Source organism: Micromonospora sp. LZ34 (assembly GCF_052981855.1).
The window spans coordinates 422,038-445,946 of the sequence record NZ_JBRIQN010000001.1 but is presented as its reverse complement, the minus strand read 5'-3'; the positions used below and the strand labels follow the sequence as shown (position 1 = coordinate 445,946).

At 72.3% G+C, this 23,909-nt stretch carries 21 protein-coding genes and 1 pseudogene; 8 read left to right on the top strand and 14 right to left on the bottom strand.

Annotated features, from left to right (window positions below; translation table 11 throughout):
- Positions 1 to 65: 65 nt before the first annotated feature.
- From ACVCAH_RS02095 to ACVCAH_RS02070, 6 genes are all read right to left on the bottom strand, one after another.
- The gene (locus ACVCAH_RS02095; protein ID WP_447134304.1) at positions 66 to 1,619 is read right to left on the bottom strand and encodes a fused MFS/spermidine synthase; all 1,554 of its coding nucleotides are present in this window, start codon (positions 1,617 to 1,619) and stop codon (positions 66 to 68) included.
- Positions 1,620 to 1,655: 36 nt separating this feature from the next.
- A complete protein-coding gene (locus tag ACVCAH_RS02090; protein ID WP_447134363.1) occupies positions 1,656 to 2,660 on the bottom strand; it encodes a coiled-coil domain-containing protein in 1,005 nt (334 codons plus the stop codon).
- A 206-nt stretch (positions 2,661 to 2,866) separates the two neighbouring features.
- Positions 2,867 to 3,676: an inositol monophosphatase family protein gene (locus ACVCAH_RS02085; RefSeq protein WP_447134303.1), complete on the bottom strand. Its 810-nt coding sequence runs from the start codon at positions 3,674 to 3,676 to the stop codon at positions 2,867 to 2,869.
- Complete coding sequence (locus ACVCAH_RS02080; protein ID WP_447134302.1) at positions 3,669 to 4,121, bottom strand: response regulator; 453 nt, start codon at positions 4,119 to 4,121, stop codon at positions 3,669 to 3,671. The genes ACVCAH_RS02085 and ACVCAH_RS02080 overlap by 8 nt, the downstream gene beginning before the upstream one ends.
- Positions 4,118 to 5,869: a sensor histidine kinase gene (locus ACVCAH_RS02075; RefSeq protein WP_447134301.1), complete on the bottom strand. Its 1,752-nt coding sequence runs from the start codon at positions 5,867 to 5,869 to the stop codon at positions 4,118 to 4,120. Before ACVCAH_RS02075 ends, ACVCAH_RS02080 begins: the two co-directional genes overlap by 4 nt.
- Complete coding sequence (locus tag ACVCAH_RS02070) at positions 5,866 to 7,110, bottom strand: PP2C family protein-serine/threonine phosphatase (protein WP_447134300.1); 1,245 nt, start codon at positions 7,108 to 7,110, stop codon at positions 5,866 to 5,868. The genes ACVCAH_RS02075 and ACVCAH_RS02070 overlap by 4 nt, the downstream gene beginning before the upstream one ends.
- Before the next feature lie 229 nt (positions 7,111 to 7,339).
- Between ACVCAH_RS02070 and ACVCAH_RS02065 the strand changes: the two genes are divergently transcribed.
- Complete coding sequence (locus ACVCAH_RS02065; RefSeq protein ID WP_447134299.1) at positions 7,340 to 9,760, top strand: M28 family peptidase; 2,421 nt, start codon at positions 7,340 to 7,342, stop codon at positions 9,758 to 9,760.
- Positions 9,761 to 9,846: 86 nt separating this feature from the next.
- On the top strand, positions 9,847 to 10,086 hold the full coding sequence (locus ACVCAH_RS02060; protein ID WP_447134298.1) for a hypothetical protein: 240 nt from the start codon (positions 9,847 to 9,849) through the stop codon (positions 10,084 to 10,086).
- On the opposite strand, the gene ACVCAH_RS02055 is transcribed toward ACVCAH_RS02060, so the two are convergent.
- The 7 genes from ACVCAH_RS02055 to ACVCAH_RS02025 all read right to left on the bottom strand — a co-directional run bounded on the left by ACVCAH_RS02055 (position 10,080) and on the right by ACVCAH_RS02025 (position 15,802).
- The gene (locus ACVCAH_RS02055; protein ID WP_447134297.1) at positions 10,080 to 10,427 is read right to left on the bottom strand and encodes a pyridoxamine 5'-phosphate oxidase family protein; all 348 of its coding nucleotides are present in this window, start codon (positions 10,425 to 10,427) and stop codon (positions 10,080 to 10,082) included. The genes ACVCAH_RS02060 and ACVCAH_RS02055 overlap by 7 nt on opposite strands.
- A 101-nt stretch (positions 10,428 to 10,528) precedes the next feature.
- Entirely contained in the window at positions 10,529 to 11,383 is an 855-nt protein-coding gene (locus ACVCAH_RS02050) for an alpha/beta fold hydrolase (protein WP_447134362.1), read from the bottom strand.
- Between the two features lie 691 nt (positions 11,384 to 12,074).
- Positions 12,075 to 12,713 (bottom strand): MBL fold metallo-hydrolase, encoded by a 639-nt coding sequence (locus ACVCAH_RS02045; protein ID WP_447134296.1) that lies wholly within the window; start codon positions 12,711 to 12,713, stop codon positions 12,075 to 12,077.
- Positions 12,714 to 13,036: 323 nt separating this feature from the next.
- Positions 13,037 to 13,756 (bottom strand): hypothetical protein, encoded by a 720-nt coding sequence (locus ACVCAH_RS02040; protein WP_447134295.1) that lies wholly within the window; start codon positions 13,754 to 13,756, stop codon positions 13,037 to 13,039.
- A gap of 400 nt (positions 13,757 to 14,156) precedes the next feature.
- On the bottom strand, positions 14,157 to 14,411 hold the full coding sequence (locus tag ACVCAH_RS02035; protein ID WP_013736060.1) for a Smr/MutS family protein: 255 nt from the start codon (positions 14,409 to 14,411) through the stop codon (positions 14,157 to 14,159).
- A 165-nt stretch (positions 14,412 to 14,576) separates the two neighbouring features.
- Positions 14,577 to 14,945: a tetratricopeptide repeat protein gene (locus ACVCAH_RS02030; RefSeq protein ID WP_447134294.1), complete on the bottom strand. Its 369-nt coding sequence runs from the start codon at positions 14,943 to 14,945 to the stop codon at positions 14,577 to 14,579.
- An 86-nt stretch (positions 14,946 to 15,031) separates the two neighbouring features.
- The gene (locus ACVCAH_RS02025; protein ID WP_447134293.1) at positions 15,032 to 15,802 is read right to left on the bottom strand and encodes an ROK family protein; all 771 of its coding nucleotides are present in this window, start codon (positions 15,800 to 15,802) and stop codon (positions 15,032 to 15,034) included.
- 62 nt (positions 15,803 to 15,864) lie between these two features.
- Between ACVCAH_RS02025 and ACVCAH_RS02020 the strand changes: the two genes are divergently transcribed.
- The 3 genes and pseudogenes from ACVCAH_RS02020 to ACVCAH_RS02010 all read left to right on the top strand — a co-directional run bounded on the left by ACVCAH_RS02020 (position 15,865) and on the right by ACVCAH_RS02010 (position 18,746).
- Positions 15,865 to 17,502: an ABC-F family ATP-binding cassette domain-containing protein gene (locus tag ACVCAH_RS02020; RefSeq protein ID WP_447134292.1), complete on the top strand. Its 1,638-nt coding sequence runs from the start codon at positions 15,865 to 15,867 to the stop codon at positions 17,500 to 17,502.
- A 38-nt stretch (positions 17,503 to 17,540) separates the two neighbouring features.
- Positions 17,541 to 17,786: pseudogene (locus tag ACVCAH_RS02015) on the top strand (hypothetical protein); the annotation flags it as partial.
- A 234-nt stretch (positions 17,787 to 18,020) separates the two neighbouring features.
- Positions 18,021 to 18,746: a methyltransferase domain-containing protein gene (locus tag ACVCAH_RS02010; RefSeq protein WP_447134291.1), complete on the top strand. Its 726-nt coding sequence runs from the start codon at positions 18,021 to 18,023 to the stop codon at positions 18,744 to 18,746.
- 125 nt (positions 18,747 to 18,871) lie between these two features.
- Here ACVCAH_RS02010 and ACVCAH_RS02005 read toward each other — a convergent pair whose 3' ends face one another.
- The gene (locus ACVCAH_RS02005) at positions 18,872 to 19,879 is read right to left on the bottom strand and encodes a LacI family DNA-binding transcriptional regulator (protein ID WP_447134290.1); all 1,008 of its coding nucleotides are present in this window, start codon (positions 19,877 to 19,879) and stop codon (positions 18,872 to 18,874) included.
- A 146-nt stretch (positions 19,880 to 20,025) separates the two neighbouring features.
- Between ACVCAH_RS02005 and arfA the strand changes: the two genes are divergently transcribed.
- The 3 genes from arfA (at position 20,026) to ACVCAH_RS01990 (ending at position 23,903) form a co-directional block, all read left to right on the top strand.
- A complete protein-coding gene (gene arfA, locus ACVCAH_RS02000) occupies positions 20,026 to 21,540 on the top strand; it encodes an arabinosylfuranosidase ArfA (RefSeq protein WP_447134289.1) in 1,515 nt (504 codons plus the stop codon).
- Positions 21,541 to 21,602: 62 nt separating this feature from the next.
- Positions 21,603 to 22,931, top strand: coding sequence for an ABC transporter substrate-binding protein (locus ACVCAH_RS01995; protein WP_447134288.1), 1,329 nt, complete (start codon positions 21,603 to 21,605; stop codon positions 22,929 to 22,931).
- A 6-nt stretch (positions 22,932 to 22,937) separates the two neighbouring features.
- Positions 22,938 to 23,903 (top strand): carbohydrate ABC transporter permease, encoded by a 966-nt coding sequence (locus ACVCAH_RS01990; RefSeq protein ID WP_447134287.1) that lies wholly within the window; start codon positions 22,938 to 22,940, stop codon positions 23,901 to 23,903.
- Positions 23,904 to 23,909 lie beyond the last annotated feature (6 nt).

The window sequence follows — 23,909 nt, the reverse complement described above, 5'->3', positions numbered from 1 at the left end:
CGTTGTTGCCCGGGAGGGCCGGGGCTACACCTCCAGGGTCGGAATCGGTCAGCAAAGTCACCCGTTCAGGCGGTGGCCAGCAGTTGGTCCACCGGGGCGTAGTCGTCGGTGAGCACCAGCGCGTCGCCGACGAAGTCGCTCAGCTCGGCGCCGGTCAGCAGGCTCACCGGCTCGTCGAGGGTGTCCAGCCGGGCCCGCACCGCGTCCAGCGGCAGCGGGGTGTCGGAGGCGACGATGAGGAAGTTGGAGCCCTGCTCGCCGGCGAGCGCGGCCGGCGGGGCGACTAGGGCGACGTGCCGGAACTCGGCGGCGACGGTGGCCAGTTCGCTGCGGATGAAGCGCAGCGGCGGGTAGTCGATGACGTTCTGCACGTAGACGCCGCCCGGCCGGGTGACCCGGCGGATCTCCGCCGCCATCTCCCGGGTGGCCAGGTGCCAGGGCACCACCAGGTGCCCGAACGCGTCGCCGACCACCAGGTCACGGCTGTCCCCCGGTTCCCCGGCCACCAGCATCCGGGCGTCACCCACCACCGCCCGCAGCTCCGGCCCCTGGCGTACGCCCAGCTCGCGCTCGCCCAGGTCGACCAGGCCGCCGTCGATCTCGAAGACCACGTTGTCGGTGCCCGGCCGGGTCGCGGTCAGGTAGCGGGGCACGGTGAACCCGCCCCCGCCCAGGTGCAGCGCGTCCAGCCGCCGCCCCGGCGGCGCCACCACGTCGGCCACCGCCCCGATCCACTGGGTGTAGGCGTACTCCAGGTGGGTCGGGTCGGCGAGGTCCACGTAGGAGTGCTGGGCCGAGTTGAGCAGCAGGGTCCGGCCGGTGCCCCGGCCGGCGTCGGACTCGACCCGGGCGCAGTGGTACGCCGTCTCGATGTCGCACGGGTTCGGGGCGACGGTGGTCAGCCCCGCCCCGACCAGGCCGAGCACCGCCAGCGCGGCCTTGGCCCGGGCCGGGCCGGGCGTGGCGGTGCGGTCCTGGCGGCGCAGGTAGACCCCGAGGGCGAGCCCGGTGACGCCGAGCGCGGCCGCCAGGGCGAACAGGATCACCGTGCTGGGCAGGGCGGCGACCAGCACGAACCCGGTGCCCAGGGTGGCCGTGATGCCGCCCAGCGTGCCGATCCCGGAGAGCCGGCCGACCACCTGGCCGGTGCGGCGCAGGTCGGCGAGCTGCAGCTTGACCACCAGCGGGGTGACCGCGGCGAGCAGCGCCGCCGGCACGAAGACGGCGAGCGCGACGAGCAGCAGGATGGCGGTCGCCGCTCCGCCGCGCAGCACCTCACCGGAGTACCGGACCACCGGCAGGGTGACCGCGGTGGCGATGCCGGCCAGCACCAGCGCCGGGGCCAGCAGGGTGCGCGGGTCCCGCCGGTCGGCCAGCCAGCCGCCGGACCACGCCCCGTAGGCGATGGCGGCCAGCGCGATGCCGATGACCGAGCTGGTCACCTGGAGGGTCACCCCGACGTACGGACCGACCAGGCGTAGCGCGACCGTCTCCAGCACCAGGACGGCGCCGCTGGAGAAGAAGACCAGGAACGCGGCGAGGCCGTTGGGCAGGGCCCGGCCGGTCGCCGGCTCGGGCCGCGCGGGCGGGACCGCGACGTCGGGCGATGGGGAGTTCACCGTCGCGATGGTACGCAGCGAACCTGCCGCTCCGGGTCAGTACATCGAGAGATGAACATGGTTCGTGTGGTCTGCGGCCGGACTGCCGCCCCCACTGTACGACCGCCAGCCGGTGCCCGGATGCCAGATCTGCCGGTACCAGATCACGTAGAGCACGCCGAGCCGGCTGGCGTTGCGCACGTGCCAGGCGGCCAGGCTGTCCCCGTACGCCTTGTCCCCGCCGGTGGCGGTCCTGTCCTCGAACCCGCCGGCGGCGGCGGAGAAGTCACAGGCCCGGCCCTTCGGATGCTCGCCGGAGCCGCCGCTGCGGTAGCAGGAGACGTAGCGCTTGTAGCCGGCGGCCTTCGTCTGCTGGAGGGCGTTGAGGGTGCGCGGCGTGATGCATCCGGAGGTGGTCGGGTCGTTGACCGAGCAGGACTCCGACGGCCAGGACCCGTCCGGGTTGCGCGGTGCCGGTCTCGCCGAGCTGGAACTGGCGCCGCTGAAGCCGCCGCTGCCGCCCGAGCTGACCGCGGCCAGGGCGGCCTCGGCCTCCTTCTTCTTCTTCGCCATCACGGCGAGCTGCTTCTGCTGCTCGCGCACCTCGGCGTCGAGTGCGATCTTGGCCTGCCGCGCCTGCTCGCGCGCCTCGGCCAGCTCGCGCAGCCGCTTGCTGTCGCGCTGCGCCATCAGGTCGAGGTTCGCCGCCCGCTCCAGGAACGCCTCCGGGGAGGCGCTGTTGAGCAGCATCGACGCCGGGGTGAGCCGGCCCACCCGGTAGGACTGCGCGGCCACCTCGGCGACCTGGACGGACAGGTCACCCAACCGGGCCTCCAGGCCGACCAGCTCGCCCACCAGCGCCTTCTGCCGGCGCTTGGAATTGTCGAGCTTCGACTTGGCCTCGAGGTGCGCCTTCGCGGTGGCCTCCAGGGCGTCCCGCAGCTTCTTGGTGCCGCCCTCGTTCGGCTCCGCGTACGCCGGCACGGCGCCCATGCCGAGCAGCAGCGCGAGGGCGGCGAGCAGGGCGATCAGCGGGCGGCGGCCACGACGCCCGACGGGCATGGTCCTGGGCACGACTGCATCCTTCCGTCAGCCGCCGACCCCCGTGGTACCGCTGCGCGGCGGCGGTCACCGCCGGCGCCGGTTGGCGGCCTGCTGGCGGAGACCGGCGGTCAGGATACCGGACCGGCGGGTCTTGACCAGGCCCGTGAGCCGCCACGCCATCGATCTTCGACAGCGCGTGTCGACCCGGTCGCGGACCGCTGCGGTCAGCCGCCGAGAAGCGCGTCGCGGACCTCGGTCCAGATCGCGTCGTTCGCGGCGACCAGCAGACCGTGCCCCTCGTCGGCCGGGTGGTAGTCGGTGCCGTCGAAGCGCCGGGCCACCCCGCCCGCCGCCCGGACCAGCAGCGTGCCCGGGCCGTGGTCCCAGGGCAGGGTCCGCCAGAAGAGCACGAACTGCTGGTCGCCGAGGAGGACGTCGAGGTACTCCCGGCCGGCGCAGTGCTGGCCGGGAAGCAGCTCGCCGAACCGCCCGGCCCCCGTGTCGACGGTGGCCCGGGAGGCCGGCGGCAGGAACCGGGTCATCGCCGCACCCCGCAGCTCACCGACCGGCGGCGCCTCCCGGGTGGTGCGCAGCGGCCGCCCGTCCAGCCAGGTGCCCTCGCCGGCACGGGCGGTGGCCAGCGTGTCGGCGAGCGGGTCGAGCACCCACGCGGCGGCCGGCTCGCCGTCGGTCAGCAGCGCCACCATCAGCGCGAACGGCCGCCGGCCGGCGGCGAAGTTCGAGGTGCCGTCGACCGGGTCGACCAGCCAGACGTCACCCGTCCCGCGCAGGTGGCGCAGCAGGCCCGGGTCGTCGGCCACCGCCTCCTCGCCGACCACCACCGAGCCGGGGCGCAGCCGGCGCAGCGTCGCCGAGATCGTCTCCTCGGCCCGCCGGTCGGCGACGGTGACGATCTCGCCGGGCGCCTTCTCGGCCACGTCGGCGTCGTCCAGCTTGCGGAACAACGGCAGCACGACCTGGTCGGCGGTCTCGCGCAGCAGCCCGCCGACGTCGTCGAGCAGGGTGTCAGCCACGCGGCGGCAGCTTCACCACGCTGACGAAGAACTCGTCGATCTGCCGGACCACCGAGATGAACCGCTCGAAGTCCACCGGCTTGGTGACGTACGCGTTGGCGTGCAGCTGGTAGCTGCGCAGGATGTCCTCGTCGGCCTGCGAGGTGGTCAGCACCACCACCGGGATCCGACAGAGCTGCTCGTCCTTCTTGATCTCCTCGAGCACCTCCCGGCCGTCCCGCTTGGGCAGGTTCAGGTCGAGCAGGATCAGATCGGGGATGACCGCGTCCGCGTACCGGCCCTCGCGACGCAGGTAGGCCAGCGCCTCGGCGCCGTCGGAGACCACGGTCAGCCGGTTGCGGAGCTTGTGCTCCTCGAACGCCTCCTGGGTCATCAACACGTCACCCGGGTCGTCCTCGACGAGCAGGACCTCGATCGGGCTCTTGCCGTCTGCCGGCGCGGTCATCCCACGGTCTCCTTCATGCCACCCGTTCTACCCTCGTCCGGCGCGCCCCGGGGGCCGTCCGCCGGCTGCGCTTCCTCGGCCCGTCCGGCCTGCTCGGGCACCACCTCGCCGGCCGAGGCGTCCGGCGCGGTCGCCGGCTCCCCCTCGGCCGTCACCGGGGTCTCGTCCGGCGCCTCGGTGGCCGCGGTCGCCGCCGCGACGTCCTCCGGCAACGCCGGGAGGGTGAACCGGATCGCGGTCCCCTCCTCGACGTCGGTGTCCACCCAGACCCGGCCGCCGTGGTACTCGACGATCTTCTTGACGATCGCCAGGCCGATCCCGGTGCCCGGGTAGGCGTCCTTGGCGTGCAGCCGCTGGAAGATGACGAAGATCTTGTCGGCGAACTCCGGCTCGATCCCGATGCCGTTGTCCTGGCAGGTGATCTCCCACTCGTCGCCGACCAGGCGGGCCGAGACGTGCACCTGGGGCCGCACGTCGGGACGGCGGAACTTGATCGAGTTGCTGACCAGGTTGGCGAGCAGGTTGGTCAGCAGCGGCTCCTCGCCGCGGATCACCGGCAGCTCGGACCAGGTCAGCTCGGCGTCGGCGTACTGCCGGGCCGCCTCGGTCTGCCCGGCCACGTCGCCCATCACCTTGTTCAGGTCGACCTCGGTGAAGCCGGCGGTGAGCCGGCCGATCCGGGAGAAGGCGAGCAGGTCGTTGATCAGCCGCTGCATCCGCTGCGCGCCGTCGACCGCGAAGGCGATGTACTGGTCGGCCCGCTCGTCGAGCTGCCCCGCGTAGCGGCGCTGGAGCAGCTGGCAGAAGCTGGCCACCTTGCGCAGCGGCTCCTGCAGGTCGTGCGAGGCCACGTACGCGAACTGCTCCAGGTCGCGGTTGGACCGGGTCAGCTCCTCGGCCTGCTTCTGCAGCTGGCTGTTGACCCACTCGATGCGTTCCCGGGCCTCGCGCACCTCGGCCAGGTCCGCGGCGATCTTCCGGCGCATCGCGTCCACGTCGTCGGCGAGGCGGAGGAACTCCGGCGGGCCGGCGCCGACGATGCCGTGCTGGTAGTCGCCCTCGGCGACCTCCCGCACCTGGTCGGCGAGGGTGGTCAGCGGACGGACCACCATCCGGTCCAGGGAGACCAGCAGCACGACCCCGGTGACCACCACCACCAGCGCGGCCACGATCAGCAGGACGACCAGCAGGTTGCCGGTCCGCTGCACGTCCCGGGCGCTGCGGTCCCGGGCGGCGGAGATCTCCTCCTGGAGGGCGTTCACCGCGGCCCGGACCTGGTCGAACTGCTGGCGGGCCTGGTCGGTGACGAGCGCCTGCCCGGCTGCCGTGCCGCTCTGCTCGGTCGTGGTGATCACGGGCAGGGCGACCGCCTGCCGCCACTGCTCGGCCCGGCTCTCGACCTGGCGCAGCTCCTCGCCGATCTCCGGATAGTCGTCCAGCAGCGCCCGCATCGAGACGACCCGATCCCGTTCCAGCTTCACGCCGGCGTCGTACGGGGCCAGGTCGGCCCGGTCGCCGCTGACCGCGAAGCCACGCACCGCGGTCTCCTGGTCCAGCAGCGCGTTGAGCAGCTCCTGCGACTGCACCCGCAGCGGGGCGGTCTGGTTGAGCACGGCGTCGGTCTTGGCGCGGTTCTGGGCGGCCACGGACGCCTCGGCGACCGCGAGGCCGATCAGCAGCAACCCGACCACGGCCAGCAGCGTGACGACCCGCTGGCGCAGGGTCCAGCCGCGGGTGTTCGCGGTCACCGGCCACCGCCCCGGCTGAGCAGCAGCATGGCGACGTCGTCGGCGAGCGGGCCCCCGTTGAGCTGCTCGGCCCGCCCGACCAGCCAGGCCGGCAGCTCGGGCAGCGCCACCGCCCGGCTGGCCGGAGCGGCGAGCAGCTCGCTCAGGCCGGGCACGTCGAGGCGTTCGTCGCCTTCGCCGATCCGGCCCTCGATCAGGCCGTCGGTGTACATCAACAGGGACCAGTCATCGGTGTCGAACTCCATGTCGTAGGCCACGGGCCGGCGCGGCCGTACGCCCAGCAGCAGGCCGCCGGGCGCCGGCACCGGCGCGACCCGGCCGCCGGAGAGCAGCAGCGGCGGCGGGTGACCGGCCAGCCGCACGGTGGCCCGGTTGGCGTCCAGGTCGAGCCGGGCGGTGGCCACGGTCGCGAAGATCTCCTGCAACCGGCGCTCGCTCATCAGCACCTGCTCCAGCGCCGGCAGCACCTCGTCGTCCGGCACGCCGGCGAGGATCAGCGCCCGCCAGGCCACCCGCAGTTCGACCCCGAGCGCCGCCTCGTCGGCGCCGTGCCCGCAGACGTCGCCGACGATGAGCTCGAGCCGGTCCGGTCGGGTCTGCACCACGTCGTAGAAGTCCCCGCCGATCAGCGCGGCGTGCCGGCCCGGCCGGTAGAAGGCGTGCACCGCGACCTGGTCGGTGGTCATCAGCGGCTGCGGCAGCAGGCCGCGCTCCAGGCGGGCCGACTCGGCCTGGCGCAGCTCCACCTCGCGCAGCCGGCGGGCGTTCTCGTCGGCCCGCTTGCGCTCCACCGCGTAGCGCAGCGCGCGGGTCAGCAGAACCCCGTCGACCTGCCCCTTGACCAGGTAGTCCTGCGCGCCCTCGGCGACCGCCACGATGCCCAGGTGCTCGTCGGAGCGGCCGGTCAGCACGCAGACCGCGGCGCCGCTGGCCATCTCCAGCACCTGCCGCAGCCCGTCCAGCCCCTGGGCGTCCGGCAGGCCGAGGTCGAGCAGGACGCAGTCCACGCCCATCACCCGCTGCCGGGCCTCGCTCAGGCTGGTCGCGACCAGCAGGTCGATCATCGAGTTGGTCTCGGCGAGCAGCTCGCCGACCAGGAAGGCGTCCCCTTCGTCGTCCTCGACCAGCAGCACCCGCAGCCGCTCACCGGGCGGCAGGTTGGGGTGCCGTCCCAGGCCGCCGTGCGGGTACGGCACCACGGAGGAACCGGCCAGACCGGTCCCCCGGTACGGCCGGGTCACCGCCGCGAGACGCGGGAGTTCGCTGGTGATGTCGGGCTCCTTCCGAGTGCCCTGCTGATCCTGTATTAGACAACGGTCGCACACAACACGACGGACCCGGCGCGGGGCGGGATGGGCCGGATCACTACCCGTTGACGGACAAACCGGATCCGTGGCGGATCGGTGGTCCCGCTGCCGGCCGCGGCGGTGCAGGATGATGCCCACCCTGGTCCCACCCCGAGGAGTTCCCGTGGGCGCACCCCCCACCCCCGCGCCGGATCACGCGCCGGCCCGCCCCGGCTCGCCGGTGCTCCCCGCCGACCGGGCGTTCGCCCGACCGCGCCGCCGGTTGCTCGCCGCCGCGGCGGCGCTGGTCGCGCTGCTCGCCGTCGGCGCCGGCACGCTGCTCGACCTGCGCACCCCGGCGCCGCGCCCGGCCGACGCGCCGGCGGGCGAGTTCAGCGCCGACCGGGCGTACGAGAACGTCGAGGTCATCGCCGCCCGGCCGCACGTGGCGGGGAGCCCGGCCAACGACCAGGTCCGCGCCCACGTCGAGGGGGTGCTGCGCGGGCTCGGCCTGGAGACCGAGGTGCAGGACACCGTCGCCCCGGAGGCCGGCCAGCTCAGCGGCGCGGCCGGCGGCGCCACCCTGGCCCGGGTGCGCAACGTGGTGGCCCGGCTGCCCGGCACCGACCCGACCGGCCGGGTCTTCCTGGTCGCCCACTACGACTCCGTGCAGACCGGCCCGGGCGGCAACGACGACGCCGCCGGCACCTCCGCCATCCTGGAGGTGGCCCGGGCGCTGGCCGCCGGGCCCCGACCGCGCAACGACATCGTCTTCGTGCTCACCGACGCCGAGGAGGCGTGCCTCTGCGGCGCCTCGGCCTTCGCCGCCAGTCACCCGCTGGCCGCCGACGGCGGCGTGGTGCTCAACCTGGAGGCCCGCGGCTCCACCGGCCCGGTGATCATGTTCGAGACGTCGCGGAACAACGCGAAGCTGGTGGACGTCTTCGGGCGGGCCGCGCCGCATCCGGTGGGCACCTCGTTCGCGGTGGAGATCTACCGGGCGCTGCCCAACGACACCGACTTCACCGCGTTCCTGGCGGAAGACTTCCTCGGGCTGAACTCGGCGTACATCGACGGCGGTGCGATCTACCACACCCCGCTGGACACCCCGGCCGCGCTGGACCGGGCCAGCCTCCAGCAGCACGGCGACAACGCGCTCGGCCTGGCCCGGGAGTTCGGCCGGGTCGACCTGGGCACGCTGCGCGCGGGCCAGGACGCCACCTACTTCCCGGTGCCCGGCGGGCTGGTCCACTACCCCGGTTGGCTGACCCTGCCGCTGGCCCTGCTCGCGCTCGCCGCCGTGGTCGCCCTCGGCTGGCTGACCCGCCGGCGGGACCGCGCCACCGGGCGCCGGCTGGCCGCCGGCGTCGCGCTGACGCTGGTGCCGATCGTGGCCGCCCCGGTGGCCGCCCAACTGCTCTGGGCGGCGGTCACCGCGATCCGGCCCGGCTACGCCGAACTGCTCGACCCGTACCGGCCGACCTGGTACCGGCTGGCGGTGGTGGCGCTGGCCGTCGCCATCCTGTTCGCCTGGTACGCGCTGACCCGCCGCTGGATCGGCCCGGCCGCGCTGGCGGTCGGCGCGCTGGGCTGGCTGGCCCTGCTCGGCGTGCTGCTCGCCGTGCTGGTGCCCGGCGGGGCGTACCTGCTCAGCCTGCCGGCCCTGGCCGGCGCGCTCGGCGGGCTGGTGGCGCTGGCCACCCGGCTCGACGGCCCGTGGCCGGTGCTCGCGGTGACGGTGGCCGGCGCGGTGGCCGTGGTGATCCTGCTGCCAACGGTCGTGCTGCTCTTCCCGGCGCTCGGCATGGCGATGGGCGGGGTGGCCGCGCTGGTCGCGGTGCTGCTCGGGCTGGCCGCGCTGCCGGTGGTAGACCTGCTGCACCCGCAGGCCGGCGGCCGGCGGGGACTGGTCGCGCTGCGCGCCCGCCGGCTCGGCGCGCTGCCGGCCGGGGCCGCCGCGCTCGCGGCGGTGGTGTTCGCCGGGGTGGGGCTCGCCGTCGACCGGTTCGACGCCGCGCACCCTGCGCCCACCCACCTGATGTACGCCCTCGACGCGGGCACCGGCCAGGCCCGCTGGCTCAGCCACGAGGCCGACCCGCAGCCCTGGACCAGCCAGTACGTGGACGGTCAGGTTTCGGTGGCGGACGACTTTCCGGGCCTGGGCGACGCCGAACTGCTCGGCGGGCCGGCGCAGGCGGCGAACCTGCCCGCGCCGAAGCTGGACGTGCTCGGCGACAGCACCGCCGGCGCCGAGCGCACCCTGCGGCTGCGGCTCACCCCGCAACGCGCGGTCCGCCTGGCCAGCCTGCACGTCGACTCGGCGACGGCGACCGTGCTGCGCGCCGAGGTGGCCGGCCGGCCGGTGCCGGTCGAGGCGCGGGAGGGCAAGTGGGGCTTCGGCGTGGTCTTCCACGCCCCGCCCGCCGAGGGCATCGAGGTCACGCTGACCCTCGCGCCGAAGGCGGAGCGGGTGGAGTTGCGGGCGATGGACGCCAGCGACGGCCTGGACGCGCTGCCCGGGTTCCGGCCCCGCCCACCGGACGTCGGGGTGGTCGGCTCGCACAGCTCGGAGATGCTCGCGGTCGCCCGCACCTATCCGCTCTAACCGGCACCGGGAGTGGCCGTCGCAGCCGTGCCCACTCCCGCCCGGCGGCATCCGCCGCCTTGGCGCCCGTCTGTCACCCTGGCCGCATGAGCGACCGCTTCCGCCGGCTGCCACCGCGGATCGAACCGCGGTACGAGACGCAGGACGTCTCCGCTCCACCACCGCTGCCCGAGGTGTCCGAGACGGTCGGGCTGACCGCGGGCGGTCAGGTCGCGGACTTCGAACGGTTCACCGACGCCCTGGTCCGCGCGCAGGCGGCACCGCGCCCTGCCGACGGGCGCCCGCGCCGATCGCGTCACCGCGTGCTGGCTGTCATGAACTACTGAGCCGTGCCCGTGAGCAGCCACCGTCGGACGGGAATCTCCAGCAGCACCCGGTCACCCTCCAGCATGACCCGCTGCCTGACGTCCCACCCTCCGTATTTGCCTGCGAACGCCTCGATGACTTTGGTTGGGAAGTCGCGGTGCACGTGGGCGACGCCCTCTGCTACGACGGGAGCGGTCGCATCCTCCAAGGCCAGGGACACCCGAGCGTCGGCCGCCACGTTCCGGGCCTTGGCGCTGCGACCGTCGCATCCGATCCACCAGATGCCGTCGGCGTAGACGAACCAGACCGGCGTCACGTGAGGGGTGTCGAGAGCGATTGAGTCACTCGGGAAGTGGATCACGGTACGGACGCAGGGGTTGGCTACGCGTCCTCGATAGCGGCCAGGGAGGGGCAGGGGCCGGGCCTGGCCAGCTCGGGAGTTCAAAGGCTGTGTCGCCTCGGTCAACTCCTCAGGAACGCGAGCAGATCACTGTTGACCTGGTCCTGGAGGGTGGCCGTGATGCCGTGCGGCGCGCCCGGGTAGTAGATGTCCTTGGCGTTCGCGATGAGCTGGGCCGTCTTTCTCGCCGAGTCCTTGACCGGGACGATCTGGTCGTCCTCGCCGTGCAGCACCAGCGTGGGGATGTCGAACTTGGCGAGATCGTCACGGAAGTCCGTCTCGGAGAAGGCCTTGATGCTCTCGTACGCGTTCAACAGGCCGGCCTGCATGCTCCATAGCCAGAACTGGTCGAGGATCCCCTTCGAGACCTTCGCGCCCTGCCGGTTGGCGCCGTAGAACATCTGCGCCAGGTCCTGGTAGAACTGCGACCGGTCCTTCACCAGGTTGGCGCGTAGCTCGTCGAAGACGGCGATGGGCAGGCCCTCGGGGTTGTCCGGCGTCTGCACCATGATCGGCGGCACGGCGGAGATGAGGACGGCTCTGGCGACCCGCCCCGTTCCGTGGCGGCCGATGTAGCGCGCCACCTCGCCACCGCCGGTCGAGTGCCCGATCAGCGTGACGTCGGTGAGGTCGAGCGCCTCGATGACCGCCGCGAGATCGTCGGCGTAGGCGTTCATGTCGTTGCCGCTGGAGGCTTGGCCCGACCGGCCGTGACCACGGCGGTCGTGCGCGACGACCCGGAAACCGTTCTGCATGAGGAAGAGCATCTGCCCGTCCCACGCGTCCGCGTTCAGCGGCCAACCGTGAGAGAAGGTGACAACCGGGCCCGCACCCCAGTCCTTGTAATAGATCTCGGTGCCGTCCCTGGCGGTGATGTAGCTCATGCCGCTGTCCTTCCGATGCGCCACGGTCGGCATGCCGGCCAGACCGGCTGGTACCGCAGAACCGCTGAAATGTCGCGCAGGGAGGGTGCCGCCCGCGCCCGCAATGTCGGTTTTACCCGATGCTAGACGGTAATGCGTAAACCATGCGGCCAGATCGGGCGAACGTGGGGAGGATCCACGAGCCGGGTCAACCCTTACTCTGTCCCCTGGCGCACAGATCCGGCAGGAGGTCGGGCAGGCGGGGCTCTTACTTCCAGCGGTATTGATCAAGACTCTGGGTGTAGCCGATCAAACCGGACGACTGTGGCGGAGCTTGGGACGGTCGGACCGATGGGAGTCGAGGACCAGGGCGAGGATCGAGCGAAGGTCACTGCGTACGTCCGGGCCATCTGTGGAGGGGCCAGACAATTGTCAACGGCAAGGAATACCCCCGGCGGCTCGAGACACGGCGAGACGCTAGCGGCTGGCGGGTGTGGAGCGGACCTGTCGGAATGGTGTGGCATGCACTGCGGGCAGACACCTTGCCGTTGAGCCGGTGACGCCACCGGTCGCGGGACCATGGCGGATCGGAGAGCGCGCTCAGGGTCACCTCCACCTCGGCCAGTGGCAGATTCCTGGCCAGCGGGCACCCTCCGTGGTGGCCGCGCGGATCGCGACGAACCGGTCCGGTGAGGTGGTGTAGATCCGCTGCACCAGCCCTCCGGGTGGGCCGGGCATCGCCGGGTCAGGCGTCGACCCGCGTACCCGGTTCGAGCCGGCGGTACTCCCCCTCGTAGAGCCGGCTGAAGTTGCCGTTCAACACGCCCAGCCCGTTGTCGTTGAGGTACCCGTCGTGCAGCGCGTACGCCCGGCGCGGGCCAACCGCCCGGAGGAAGTCCAGCGACTCGGAGAACTTCGTCCACGGGGCGTGGATGGGCAGGAAGAGGGTGTCGATCTGGATGTCCTCCGGCACGACGAGCGAGTCGCCGGGGTGGTAGACCCGGTCGTCGACCAGGTACGCCAGGTTGTCCACCACCGGGATGTCGGGGTGGATCACGGCGTGTCGCCCGCCGTAGGCGCGGACCGGGATGCCGGCGGCGGTGAAACCTGCGCCCGACTCCACCGGCTCGAGCAGGTCGGCCAGGCCATCCAGGCCGTCCAGAGCGGAGGCCAGCGACGCCGGCCCGTGCAGGGTGAACGGGCGCCGCTCGTGCTGGGCGGTCAGCGCCTCGACGTGCACGTGGTCCGGGTGCTCGTGGGTGATCAGCACGGCGTCCACGCCGTCCAGTGCCGCCCGCTCGCTGACTACTCCTGGGTCGATGACCAGCACTCCCCCGTCGTGCTCGATGCGTACGCAGGAATGGCCGTACTTGGTCAGGCGCATTCGTGACTCCTCGATTATCGAATCGTGACGTCCTCAGCGCAGTCTGCCGGAGCGGGCGCGGCACCACGCCCCGTCTGACCGATCGCCACCCAGACGTCCCGCCGGCCCATGCGGCCCGTGCCCGATTCCACCGGCGATCATGCACCGCCACCCGGAGCGGCTATATCGAACACGCGTCCGAACCGGCGGCTGCCGGCTGCCGGCGTGTCGGGTCTCAGGACCTGCGTGATCAGTCTCGGGACGTGGGTGACACGTCCGGCTAGACGATCTTCATTGTCAGGGTAGTCGGTCAGTTGCCCGCGCTGATGTTCTCGCCCCGATCGCTAGGCGGGCGGTGTGGGCATGGTCTGGGGTGGGGCCGGCGGTAGCTTGAGCCGCTGGCGGGTGGCGTGGATGGCTTCGATGACGCGCTGCTGCAGAGCACGCGGGTTGTCGGCGAGGTCAGCAAGTTGTCTTGCGTGCTGGGCGAGGTCGTGGGCCCAGTCCGCGTCTAGGTTGCCGACGGTGATGCGTTGGAATGCGTGGCGTGCGGTGTCGGGGTCGCCGGCCAGAGCTGCTGCGCTCCCGGTGTGGTAGGCCTGCCACCAGGGCGACTCGCCGTGCCCGGTCGGGTGGGAGGCCAGTTGGCGAGCGGTGGCTGCGGGGTCGGGAAACTGGCTGCGCAGTTGCTCGACCCGTTGTGCGGCAATCCTGGCGACCATGTCCATGTCGCGGGTGAATTGCTCGGCGTTGACGAAGTCGAGAAGGCTTGTCCATCCGGCTTCGCCGATCGGCGGCTGCGTGACAAAGGTGGTGTCGTTGCGCCAGTAGATGCGGCTGCCGTCGTTGAATGACCAGTGGTCGCGTTCATGCCACAGCCACATCGCGCCGACGTTGAGGTAGGTGCCGTGTGAGCGGGAAGGCTGGAACTCAACGACGATCAGCCACCAGCCTCGGTCATCGAACCAGACGCGTGATGCGCCTCGCCGGTGCAGTCCAAGCGGCTGCAGATGCTGGCCTGCCGCCGCTGTGACCAGCCGAGTCGTTGCGGCTCTGTCTGGCATCCGAGGAGTATGGCACCGGCCGTCGAGGCGGTAGAGGGTCATTGTCCGTTTCGCCTGCCGATCGTCGTCTGCCGTGGTGGTTCCGGTTTACGGGCCTTGAACCGGGCGATGGGCTTGGTGGTGGTGCAGGGGACTTCGGTGAGGAGCTGGTTGCCGTCGTGGACGCGGAAGGTGGCGTCGGCGGCTTCGACGGCTCGCCGCCGACGTTGAAGGCCCGTCGCGCGCGGCTGGCCAGGCCGGGATCCGGGTCGGATCGACCGGTGTGGCCATGATCAGGTGGTACAGATCCGGCACAACCGAGCGCGAGTAACGGCGGAAGATGCCGGAAACCGACGGAAGACGTTTCCGCAGGTCAGGGAACACGCCCGGGGTGGCATGGGAGGTCGGAAAGCCGGGGCTTTTACTTCCAGCGGAAGTGGACGAAGAGGCGGCCGAAGTTCTTCGAGTCCTTCTCGACCCGGTGGTAGAGCTGCTTGACGTCCTTCTGGTCGAGGAACCGCAGCACCCGCTTCTTCAGCTGGCCGGAGCCCTTGCCGGGGATGATCTCGACGAGGGTGGCCTTCTTCGCCACCGCCTCGTCCATGATCCCGCGCAGCGCGCGGTCGATGTCATGGCCCTTGTTGAAGATGTCGTGCAGGTCCAGCTTCAGCTTCACGCCGCACCCACCGGCAGGTCAGGTCCCATGGGTTCGATGGTAGGCCGCACCGCGGCGGCATCTCCGGGCGCGGATCCGAGGGCCCGCGAAGACAGGGACGGGGCAGCCCTGTCGAGCTGCCCCGTCCCTGCGACCACAACCCGGGCGCGTCGCCCGGTCTCCGCGTCACCGACCGCCGGCGACCCGGGTCTCGACCCGGCGCAGGGCGGTGCGGTAGTCGTCGTTCTCCGAATGCATCGCCGCGGCGATGCGCAGGTGCCGCAGCGCGTCGGTGTGCCGGTTCAGCCGCTCCAGCGTCCGGCCCAGCACGTGGTGGGCGTAATGGTCGCTGGGGTCCCGGTCGACCAGTTCCCGCAGCTGCTCCTCGGCCCGGTTGAGCTGGGCCGACTGGAAGTAGGCCCGGGCCAGCAGCTGGCGTACCGAGGCGTTGCCCGGCTCGGCCTCGACGATCGGTTCGAGCAGCCGGGCCGCTCCGGTCGGGTCACCGGTCTCGAAGAACAGGGTCGCCCGCCGGTACTCGGCCAGAAGATCCATTGCACCCACCCCCTCGTTCGCGCCGCCACTCCCCCGACGCTGGCACAACACCGGCCGTACCGCGACTGTTCCCCGAACGCTCGAGCTCAGGCGGTGGCGTCGTGCCGGCCGGCGGCCAGTTCCCAGGCGCGGACGCCGCCGACGATGCCGGCGCTGTTCGGCACCACCACCACGTCGTCGCCCATCCGGGCCAGCTGCTCGGGCCGGATCAGCCGGGAGTTGCCCCCGCCCAGGTAGAGCCGGTCCCAGCGGAACACCGGGCGCAACCCCTCCACCACCTGCCGGATCCGGCGGGACCAGAACGCGTCGCCGAGCCGGCGGCGCTCCGGCTCACCCACGTACGTGTCGTAGGTGGTGCCCCAGCGCACCGGGGCGTGCGACAGCTCCAGGTGCGGGGCGAGCACCCCGCCGTCGAAGAGCGCGCTGCCCAGCCCCGTGCCCAGGGTCAGCACCAGCTCGCAGCCGGTCCCGGCGACCACCCCGGCGCCGTGCACCTCGGCGTCGTTGAGCACCAGCGCGGGCACCCCGAACGCCTCGGCGAGGGCGGTCCGCGCGTCGTACCCGGACCACTCGGTGAGCAGGTCGGGCAGGACCTTGCTGCGCGGGCCGGACCGGGTGACGTAGTGCGGGGTGGCCACCACCACGCCGTGCCGGATCATGCCGGGCATCCCGACGGTCAGCCGGTCCGCCGCGGGCAGCCGGGCGCCGAGGTCCAGCAGCGTCTTGACGAAGAGCGTCGGCGGCAGCGGGTACGGGGTGGGCACCCGCAGCGGCCGGGCCCGCATCGTGCCCGCCTCGTCCAGCACGGACGCCTTGATCCCGCCGCCGCCGCAGTCGATCGCCAGTGTGGTCACCACTCCGCCGAGTCTGCCCGGTGCCGGCGGCTCGCGTGCGCCCGGGCGGATACGCTCGCGTCCTCATGAGCGCCACGATGATCGTCAAAGACCTGGCCGCCGGACACGGCGACCGTCCGCTCTTCGCCGGGCTCGACCTGGTGGTCGCCCCGGGCGACGTGATCGGCCTGGTCGGGCCGAACGGGGCGGGCAAGTCGACGCTGCTGCGTACCCTCGCCGGGTTGCTGCCGGTGGAGGCCGGCAGCGTCACGCTCAGCCCGCCCACCGCGAGCGTCGGGCACCTGCCGCAGGAGCCGGAGCGCCGGCCCGGCGAGACGGTCCGCGGCTTCCTGGCCCGGCGCACCGGGGTGACCGGCGCGCAGGCCGCGCTGGACGCCGCCACCGAGGCGCTCACCGCCGGCGCGGCGGGCGCCGACGACGCGTACGCCGAGGCACTGGAGCGCTGGCTCGCCCTCGGCGGCGCGGACCTGGACGAGCGGGCCGAGCAGGTGGCCGCCGAGTTGGGCCTCGCGGTCGACCTGGAGCACCCGATGACCGGGCTCTCCGGCGGCCAGGCGGCCCGGGCCGGGCTGGCCTCGCTGCTGCTCAGCCGCTACGACGTCTTCCTGCTCGACGAGCCGACCAACGACCTGGACCTGGCCGGGCTGGAGCGGCTGGAGCAGTTCGTCACCGGGCTGCGGGCCGGCACGGTGCTGGTCAGCCACGACCGGGAGTTCCTCACCCGTACCGTCACCCGGTTGCTGGAGCTGGACCTGCCCCAGCAGCAGGTCAACCACTTCGGCGGCGGCTACGCGGCCTACCTGGAGGAGCGCGAGGTCGCCCGCCGGCACGCCCGGGCGGACTACGAGGAGTACGCCGACACCCGGTCGGCGCTGGAGGCGCGGGCCCGGACCCAGCGGGCCTGGATGGAGAAGGGCGTGAAGAACGCCCGGCGCAAGGCCACCGACAACGACAAGATCGGCCGGAAGTTCCGGTCGGAGGCGACCGAGAAGCAGGCCGCCAAGGCCAAGCAGACCGCGCGGCTGATCGAGCGGCTGGAGGTGGTCGAGGAGCCGCGCAAGGAGTGGGAGCTGCGGATGGAGATCGCCGCCGCGCCCCGCGCCGGCGCCGTCGTGGCCGCGCTCCGCGACGCGGTGGTACGCCGCGGCGGCTTCACCCTCGGGCCGGTGAACCTCCAGATCGACTGGGCCGACCGGGTCGCGGTCACCGGGGCGAACGGCTCCGGCAAGTCCACCCTGCTGGCCGCCCTGCTCGGCCGGCTGCCGCTGGACGCCGGGTACGCCACCCTCGGCCCCGGGGTGGTGGTCGGCGAGGTGGACCAGGCCCGCGGGCTGTTCCTGGGCGGGCAGCCGCTGATCGACGCGTTCCAGGCCGCCGTACCGGAGCTGTCGCCGGCGGACGCGCGGACCCTGCTGGCCAAGTTCGGCCTGCGCGCGGCGCACGTGCTGCGCCCGGCGGCCACGCTGTCGCCGGGCGAGCGGACCCGGGCGGCGCTCGCCCTGTTGCAGGGACGCGGGGTCAACCTGCTGGTGCTGGACGAGCCGACCAACCACCTCGACCTGCCCGCCATCGAGCAGCTGGAATCCGCGTTGGCCAGCTACCCCGGCACGCTGCTGCTGGTCACCCACGACCGGCGGATGCTCGACGCCGTGGCCACCAACCGGCGGCTGCGGGTGGACGCCGGACGGATCGCCGAGGATTGATCCGTGCCGACCCGCTCGCGGCGGGTGACAATGACCCCATGCTCAAGTGGGAGTACGCGCTGCTGGTCCGCCGCCGCCAGGCGGCGACCAACGACATCGGCTGGGAGGTCGTCTTCGTCTGGTACGGCCCGGACGGCTCCATGGTCGACGTGACGCCCTACGGCGACACCGCGCTGGCCCACCTGAACCGGGCCGGTGACCAGGGCTGGGAGTTGGTCGCGATGAGCGAGGACCCGTCCCTGCCCGGCAACAACGAGCTGCACCGCTACCACCTGAAGCGGCCGAAGCGGGCCACCCCGCCGCCCCGGCAGCGGATGCGGGCCGCTGGCCGTCCCCGGCGGAGCATCGCCGGCTGACCGCCGGATTCCCGGCCGCAACCTGCCCGGACCCCTGGCCCGGGGGACACGCGCCCCGTGGCCCGGGCCCCGGCCCTGGCCGGGGCGCCACGGTTCGACGAGCCTCCGCAACGGCAGGCATATCGGACGTGGATGCGGGTAACGGGCGGCGGGAGGTGACCCATGGTCGCGTTGGCACAGACCGCGCCCTCGGCCGAGCGGCTGCGGTCGGTCGACGGTTTTCTCGCCGAGGCGTGGGCGGATCAGGTCCGGCACGACGCCCGGCTGCGGGACCTGGCGGTCGAGGTGCGCTTCGATCGCGGGGTGGCCCACCTGAGCGGCGAGGTCGCCGAGCCGGCGCAGTTGCGCCTGGTCCGGGACCTGGTCGGCCGGCTGGCCGGGGTGTTCGGTGTCTGGTGCCGGGTCCGGGTCGGCGGGCGCGACCCGGTGGTGGTGGATCTCGGCTGCGGCGCCACCAAGCAGTGGCCGGGCAACCTGGGGCTGGACATCTTCCCGGCGCCCGGGGTGGACGCGGTGGCGGACCTGTCCGGCTCGCTGCCGCTGGCCGACGACTCGGTGGACGTGTTCTTCGCGGTGCACATCCTGGAGCACCTGATCGACTTCCTGCCGCTGGTGGACGAGTGCCACCGGGTGCTCCGGCCGGGCGGCGTGCTGCACGTGATGAGCCCGTGGTGGGGGCACGTGAACGCGGTCGCCGACCCGACTCACGTCCGGCTGCTGGACGTCCAGACGATCAAGGGGATCTGCCTTCAGCGCCCGCCGGGCACCCCGCGCTGGTACCCCCTGCACGCCGGCTGCGACGGCGCCTCCATCTTCGCCGACCTCACCCCCCTGCCCCCCGACGCCGATCCCCCACCCACCACCCACCTCTCCCGCTTCTTCGCCTGACCCCACCCACAACGCTCGTTGATCATGAGGTTAGCGGCACTTCCGGAGATCGAAAATGCCGCTAGCTCCATGATCAACGGGGGGACCCGGGGGCCGGCCCGGGGACGGGAGGGGAGGGGAGGGGGTTAGCGGCCGAGGGTGGATTCTCGGGGGGTCAGGTGGTAGGGGGCGGAGAGTTCTCGCGGTGGGGCGGTGGGGTCGGTGTCCAGGCGGTTCGACAGCAGTTCGACGGCCAGGCGGGCGATCCGCTCCTTGTCCGGCGCGATGGTGCTGAGGGTGGGGATGGAGAACCGGCCGTCCTCGATGTCGTCGAAGCCGGCCACCGCGACGTCCTCCGGCACCCGCAGGCCGGCCTCGTGCAGCGCGCGGAGGGCGCCGAGGGCCAGCGTGTCGTTGAAGCAGAAGACCGCGTCGGGGCGTACGCCGGAGGCCAGCAGGGCGCGCATCGCGGCCGCGCCGTCGGCGCGGTGCCAGGCCGGCGCGGGCGCCACCAGGCGCTCGTCGTAGTCGATGCCGGCGTCGGCGAGCGCGGCGGTGTAGCCGGCGAGCCGGAGCCGGGCGCTGGCCCCCTCCGGGGTGCGCTGCGAGCCGATGGCGGCGATCCGCCGGCGGCCGAGCCCGATCAGGTGCGCGGTCATCTCCCGGGCCGCGGCCACGTTGTCGATCACCACGTGGTCGGCCGGGCCGTGGTCCACCCGCTCGCCGAGCAGCACCATCGGGGTGCCGTCGAGGCTGGCGAGGTCCTCGGCGGCGAGCGCCAGCGGGCTGAAGATCAGGCCGTCGATCAGGTGGTCGGTGATCCCGGAGGCGACCACCCGCTCCTGCTCGCGCCCGCCGCCGGTCTGGTCGATGAGCACCGTCCAGCCCAGCTCGGCGGCGGCGGTGACCACGTGCCGGGCCAGTTCGGCGAAGTACGGGATGTCCAGTTCCGGCACGGCCAGCGCGATCACGCCGGTGCGCCCCTTGCGCAGGTTGCGGGCGGAGAGGTTGGGCCGGTAGTTCAGCTCGGCGATGGCCTCCTCGACCCGGGCCCGGGTGTCCGGCCGTACGTGCACGTAGCCGTTCACGACGTTCGAGACGGTCTTCACCGACACGCCGGCCCGTTCCGCGACGTCCTTGAGCCTGTGCCGCACTGACTTCCTCCCCCAGTTGCTGACCGCACTTTACCGTGTCACGACCGCATTACAGCCTCTTTACAACGTTGCTTACAACGTTGTACAAACCATGGATACCCGGTGACCGCGGTCACCGGGGACCGGCAACAGGAAAGGTGGCACCCTTGCGGACCGCGCAGCTCACCATCGACCCGGCCTTCGCGATCGGACCGGCCGACCGGCGCCTCTTCGGCTCGTTCGTCGAGCACATGGGCCGCTGCGTCTACGGCGGGGTCTACGAGCCCGGGCACCCCACCGCCGACACGCGGGGGCTGCGCGGCGACGTGCTCGAGCTGACCCGCGAGCTCGGCGTCTCGGTGGTCCGCTACCCGGGCGGCAACTTCGTCTCCGGCTACCGCTGGGAGGACGGGATCGGCCCGGTCGGCGACCGGCCGCGCCGGCTCGACCTGGCCTGGAAGACCATCGAGACCAACGCCTTCGGCCTGGACGAGTTCATGACCTGGGCCGCCGAGGCCGGCGTCGAGCCGATGATGGCGGTCAACCTCGGCACCCGGGGCGTGCAGGAGGCCTGCGACCTGCTCGAGTACGCCAACCACCCGGGCGGCACCCAGCTGTCCGACCTACGCCGCAAGCACGGCGCCGAGGATCCGTACGGGGTGCGGCTCTGGTGCCTCGGCAACGAGCTGGACGGCCCGTGGCAGGTCGGCCACAAGACCGCCGACGAGTACGGCCGGCTGGCCGCCGAGACCGCCCGCGCGATGAAGATGATCGACCCGTCGATCAGCCTGGTCGCCTGCGGCAGCTCCAACCGGCGGATGCCCACCTTCGCGGCGTGGGAGGCCACCGTCCTGGAGCACACCTACGAGCACGTCGACTACATCTCCGCGCACACCTACTACGACCCCTCCGACGGCGACCGGGCCAGCATCCTGGCCTCGGCCGTGGACATGGACAACTTCATCCGCGAGGTGGTCGCCACCGCGGACCACGTGGCCGCCAAGCAGCGGCACAAGCGGAAGCTCAAGATCTCCTTCGACGAGTGGAACGTCTGGTACGAGTCCCGGCTGAAGGCCGACCTGGACCGGCGCGGCTGGGTGGAGGCACCGGCGCTGATCGAGGACGACTTCACCGCGGTCGACGCGGTGGTGGTCGGCGACCTGCTGATCACCCTGCTCCGGCACGCCGACCGGGTGGGCGTGGCCTGCCAGGCGCAGTTGGCCAACGTGATCGCCCCGATCCGCACCCGCACCGGCGGGCCGGCCTGGCGGCAGAGCATCTTCCACCCGTTCGCGCTGACCGCCCGGTACGCCCGGGGCACCGTGCTGCGCACCGAGCCGGTCTCCCCCCGCTACGACACCAAGCGGTACGGGGACGTCCCGGTGCTGGACACGGTCGCCGTGCACGACGAGGAGACCGGCGAACTGACCGTCTTCGCGGTCAACCGCGACGAGACGGACCTGGAGCTGCGGCTCGACCTGCGCGGCCTGCCGGGCCTGTCCGCTTCATCCCATGTGAGCCTCGCCGCCGGGGATGACCCGTCGGCGACGAACACCGAGGCCGAGCCCGACCGGGTGACGCCCCGGGAGTTGAACACCCCCACCATCGACGGCGGCCGGTGCTCCGTGCGCCTGCCCGCCGTCTCCTGGAACGTGCTGCGTTTCGCCCCTGCCGGCGCCTGACGCCGGACCGGCCCTGACCAGGGCACAATTTCAATCCGTCCCCCCAAGGAGAGATACCAGCCATGATGCAGAACGACATGAGCCGGCGGCGGCTGCTCGGCCTCGGGCTCGGGCTCGGCGCCGCGGCCACGCTGACCCTGGCCGGCTGTGGCGGCGGCGACGACGCGTCCGGCCCGGCGGCGGGCAACGGTGGCAAGGACTACACCGGGCCGAAGGTCGACCTGAAGCTGTGGAACGGCTTCACCGGCGGTGACGGCGACATTTTCAAGACCCTGGTGAACCAGTTCAACAGCGAGCACCAGAACATCGCCGTGTCGATCGCCACCTACCAGTGGGACGACTACTACAACAAGCTGCCCGGCGCCGCCTCCAGCGGCAACGGCCCGGACATCGCGGTCATGCACATGGACCAGCTCGCCACCTTCGCCGCCCGCGGCGTGATCACCGAGCTGGACGACGTGGCCAAGACCCTGGAGCTCTCCGAGGGCGACTTCGCCCCCACCGTCTGGCAGGGCGGCCTCTACAACAACAAGCGGTACGGCATCCCGCTGGACATGCACCCGCTCGGGTTCTACTACAACAAGGGGGTCATGCAGAAGGCCGGCCTGGACCCGAACAAGCCGCCGACGACGAAGGACGAGTACACCGCCGCGCTGACCGAGCTGAAGAAGTCCGGCGTGCAGGGCTTCTGGGTCAGCCCGTTCCAGTTCACCGGCGGCATGACCTTCTACTCGCTGGTGCACCAGTGGGGCGGCAGCGTGTTCGACGCCGAGGCCACCAAGGCGGTCTTCAACTCCGACCAGGCCGTCGAGGCGTGCACCTGGCTGGTCGACCTGATCAAGCAGGGCCACTCCCCGGCGAACGTCGGCCAGGACGCCGACTACCTGGCGTTCAAGAGCGGCAAGAACGCCTTCAACTGGAACGGCATCTGGCAGATCAACGACCTGAAGAAGAGCCCGGAGATCCAGTGGGGCGTGGCGCCCCTGCCGCAGATCGGCAGCAAGCCGGCGGCCTGGGCGAACTCGCACAACTTCACCATCGTCAAGCAGCGGGCCAACGACGCCAACAAGGTCTCCGCGTCGAAGGTCTTCATCAACTGGCTCAGCCAGCACTCCCTCGACTGGGCCAAGGGTGGCCAGGTGCCGGCCCGCAAGACGGTCCGGGACAGCGCCGAGTTCAAGGCGCTGGCCGAGGTCAACTCGCTCGCCCCCGAGCTGGAGTACGCGGCCTTCCCGCCGGCGACGCCGGGCCTCGGCGAGGTCATGACCACCTTCTACAACTCCTTCAACGAGGCCGCGCTCGGCAAGAAGTCGCCCAAGCAGGCGATGGACGACGGGGTGGCCAAGGCCAACAAGCAGCTCGAGGACAACCGCAAGAAGTACGGGAGCTGATGCCCCGTGGCGGACGTGATCGAGGTCGGGGCGGCGCGTGGTGACGCGCCGCCCCCGGCGGCCGGCACCACCCGCCGGGGCGCCTCGGCGCGCCGGACCGGGCGGCTGACGCCCTACCTCTTCCTCGCCCCGTACCTGGTGCTGTTCGGGGTCTTCGGCCTGCTGCCGATCCTGCTCGGGCTCTGGCTGAGCGTGCACCAGTGGGACTTCCAGCTGCCCAACCGGCCCTTCGTCGGGCTGGACAACTACCAGGAGCTCTTCTCCAGCGACTCGGCCGTCTACGGCGACTGGTGGCAGAGCGTCCGGGCCACGGCGATCTTCACCGTCTTCTCGGTGCCGCTGCTGGTGGTGGTCCCGCTGGGGCTGGCGCTGCTGCTCAACCGCTCGTTCCCCGGCCGGACCTTCTTCCGGGCGATCTACTTCGCGCCGTACGTGCTGGGCGTGGCGGTGATCGGCCTGCTCTGGCGGTTCCTGCTCGACGCCAACCTGGGCCTGGTCAACCGGCTGCTCGGCGCGGTCGGCCTGCCGGCGGACACCCCCTGGGTGACCGACGTGCCGTGGGCCTGGGTCTCGCTGGTCGGGGTCACCGTCTGGTGGACCTCCGGCTTCAACGCGGTGATCTACCTGGCCGGCCTGCAGGACATCCCGGCCGAGCTGTACGAGGCGGCGAAGGTGGACGGCGCGAGCGCCTGGGAACGGTTCCGGCACGTCACCCTCCCGGGGCTGCGTCCGGTGCTGCTCTTCGTGATCACCACGACCGTGCTCGCCTCGGCGAACGTGTTCGGCCAGTCGTTCCTGATCACCCAGGGCGCGCCGGGCACCGAGACCCGCTCGGTGGTCTGGTTCATCGTCGAGGAGGGGCTGCGGGACAACGACGCCGGTCGGGCCGCCGCGATGAGCATCGTGTTCGCCCTGATGCTGGCGGTGGTGAGCATCGCCAACTTCCGCCTCTTCCGCTACCGGGAAGACTGAGGGGAC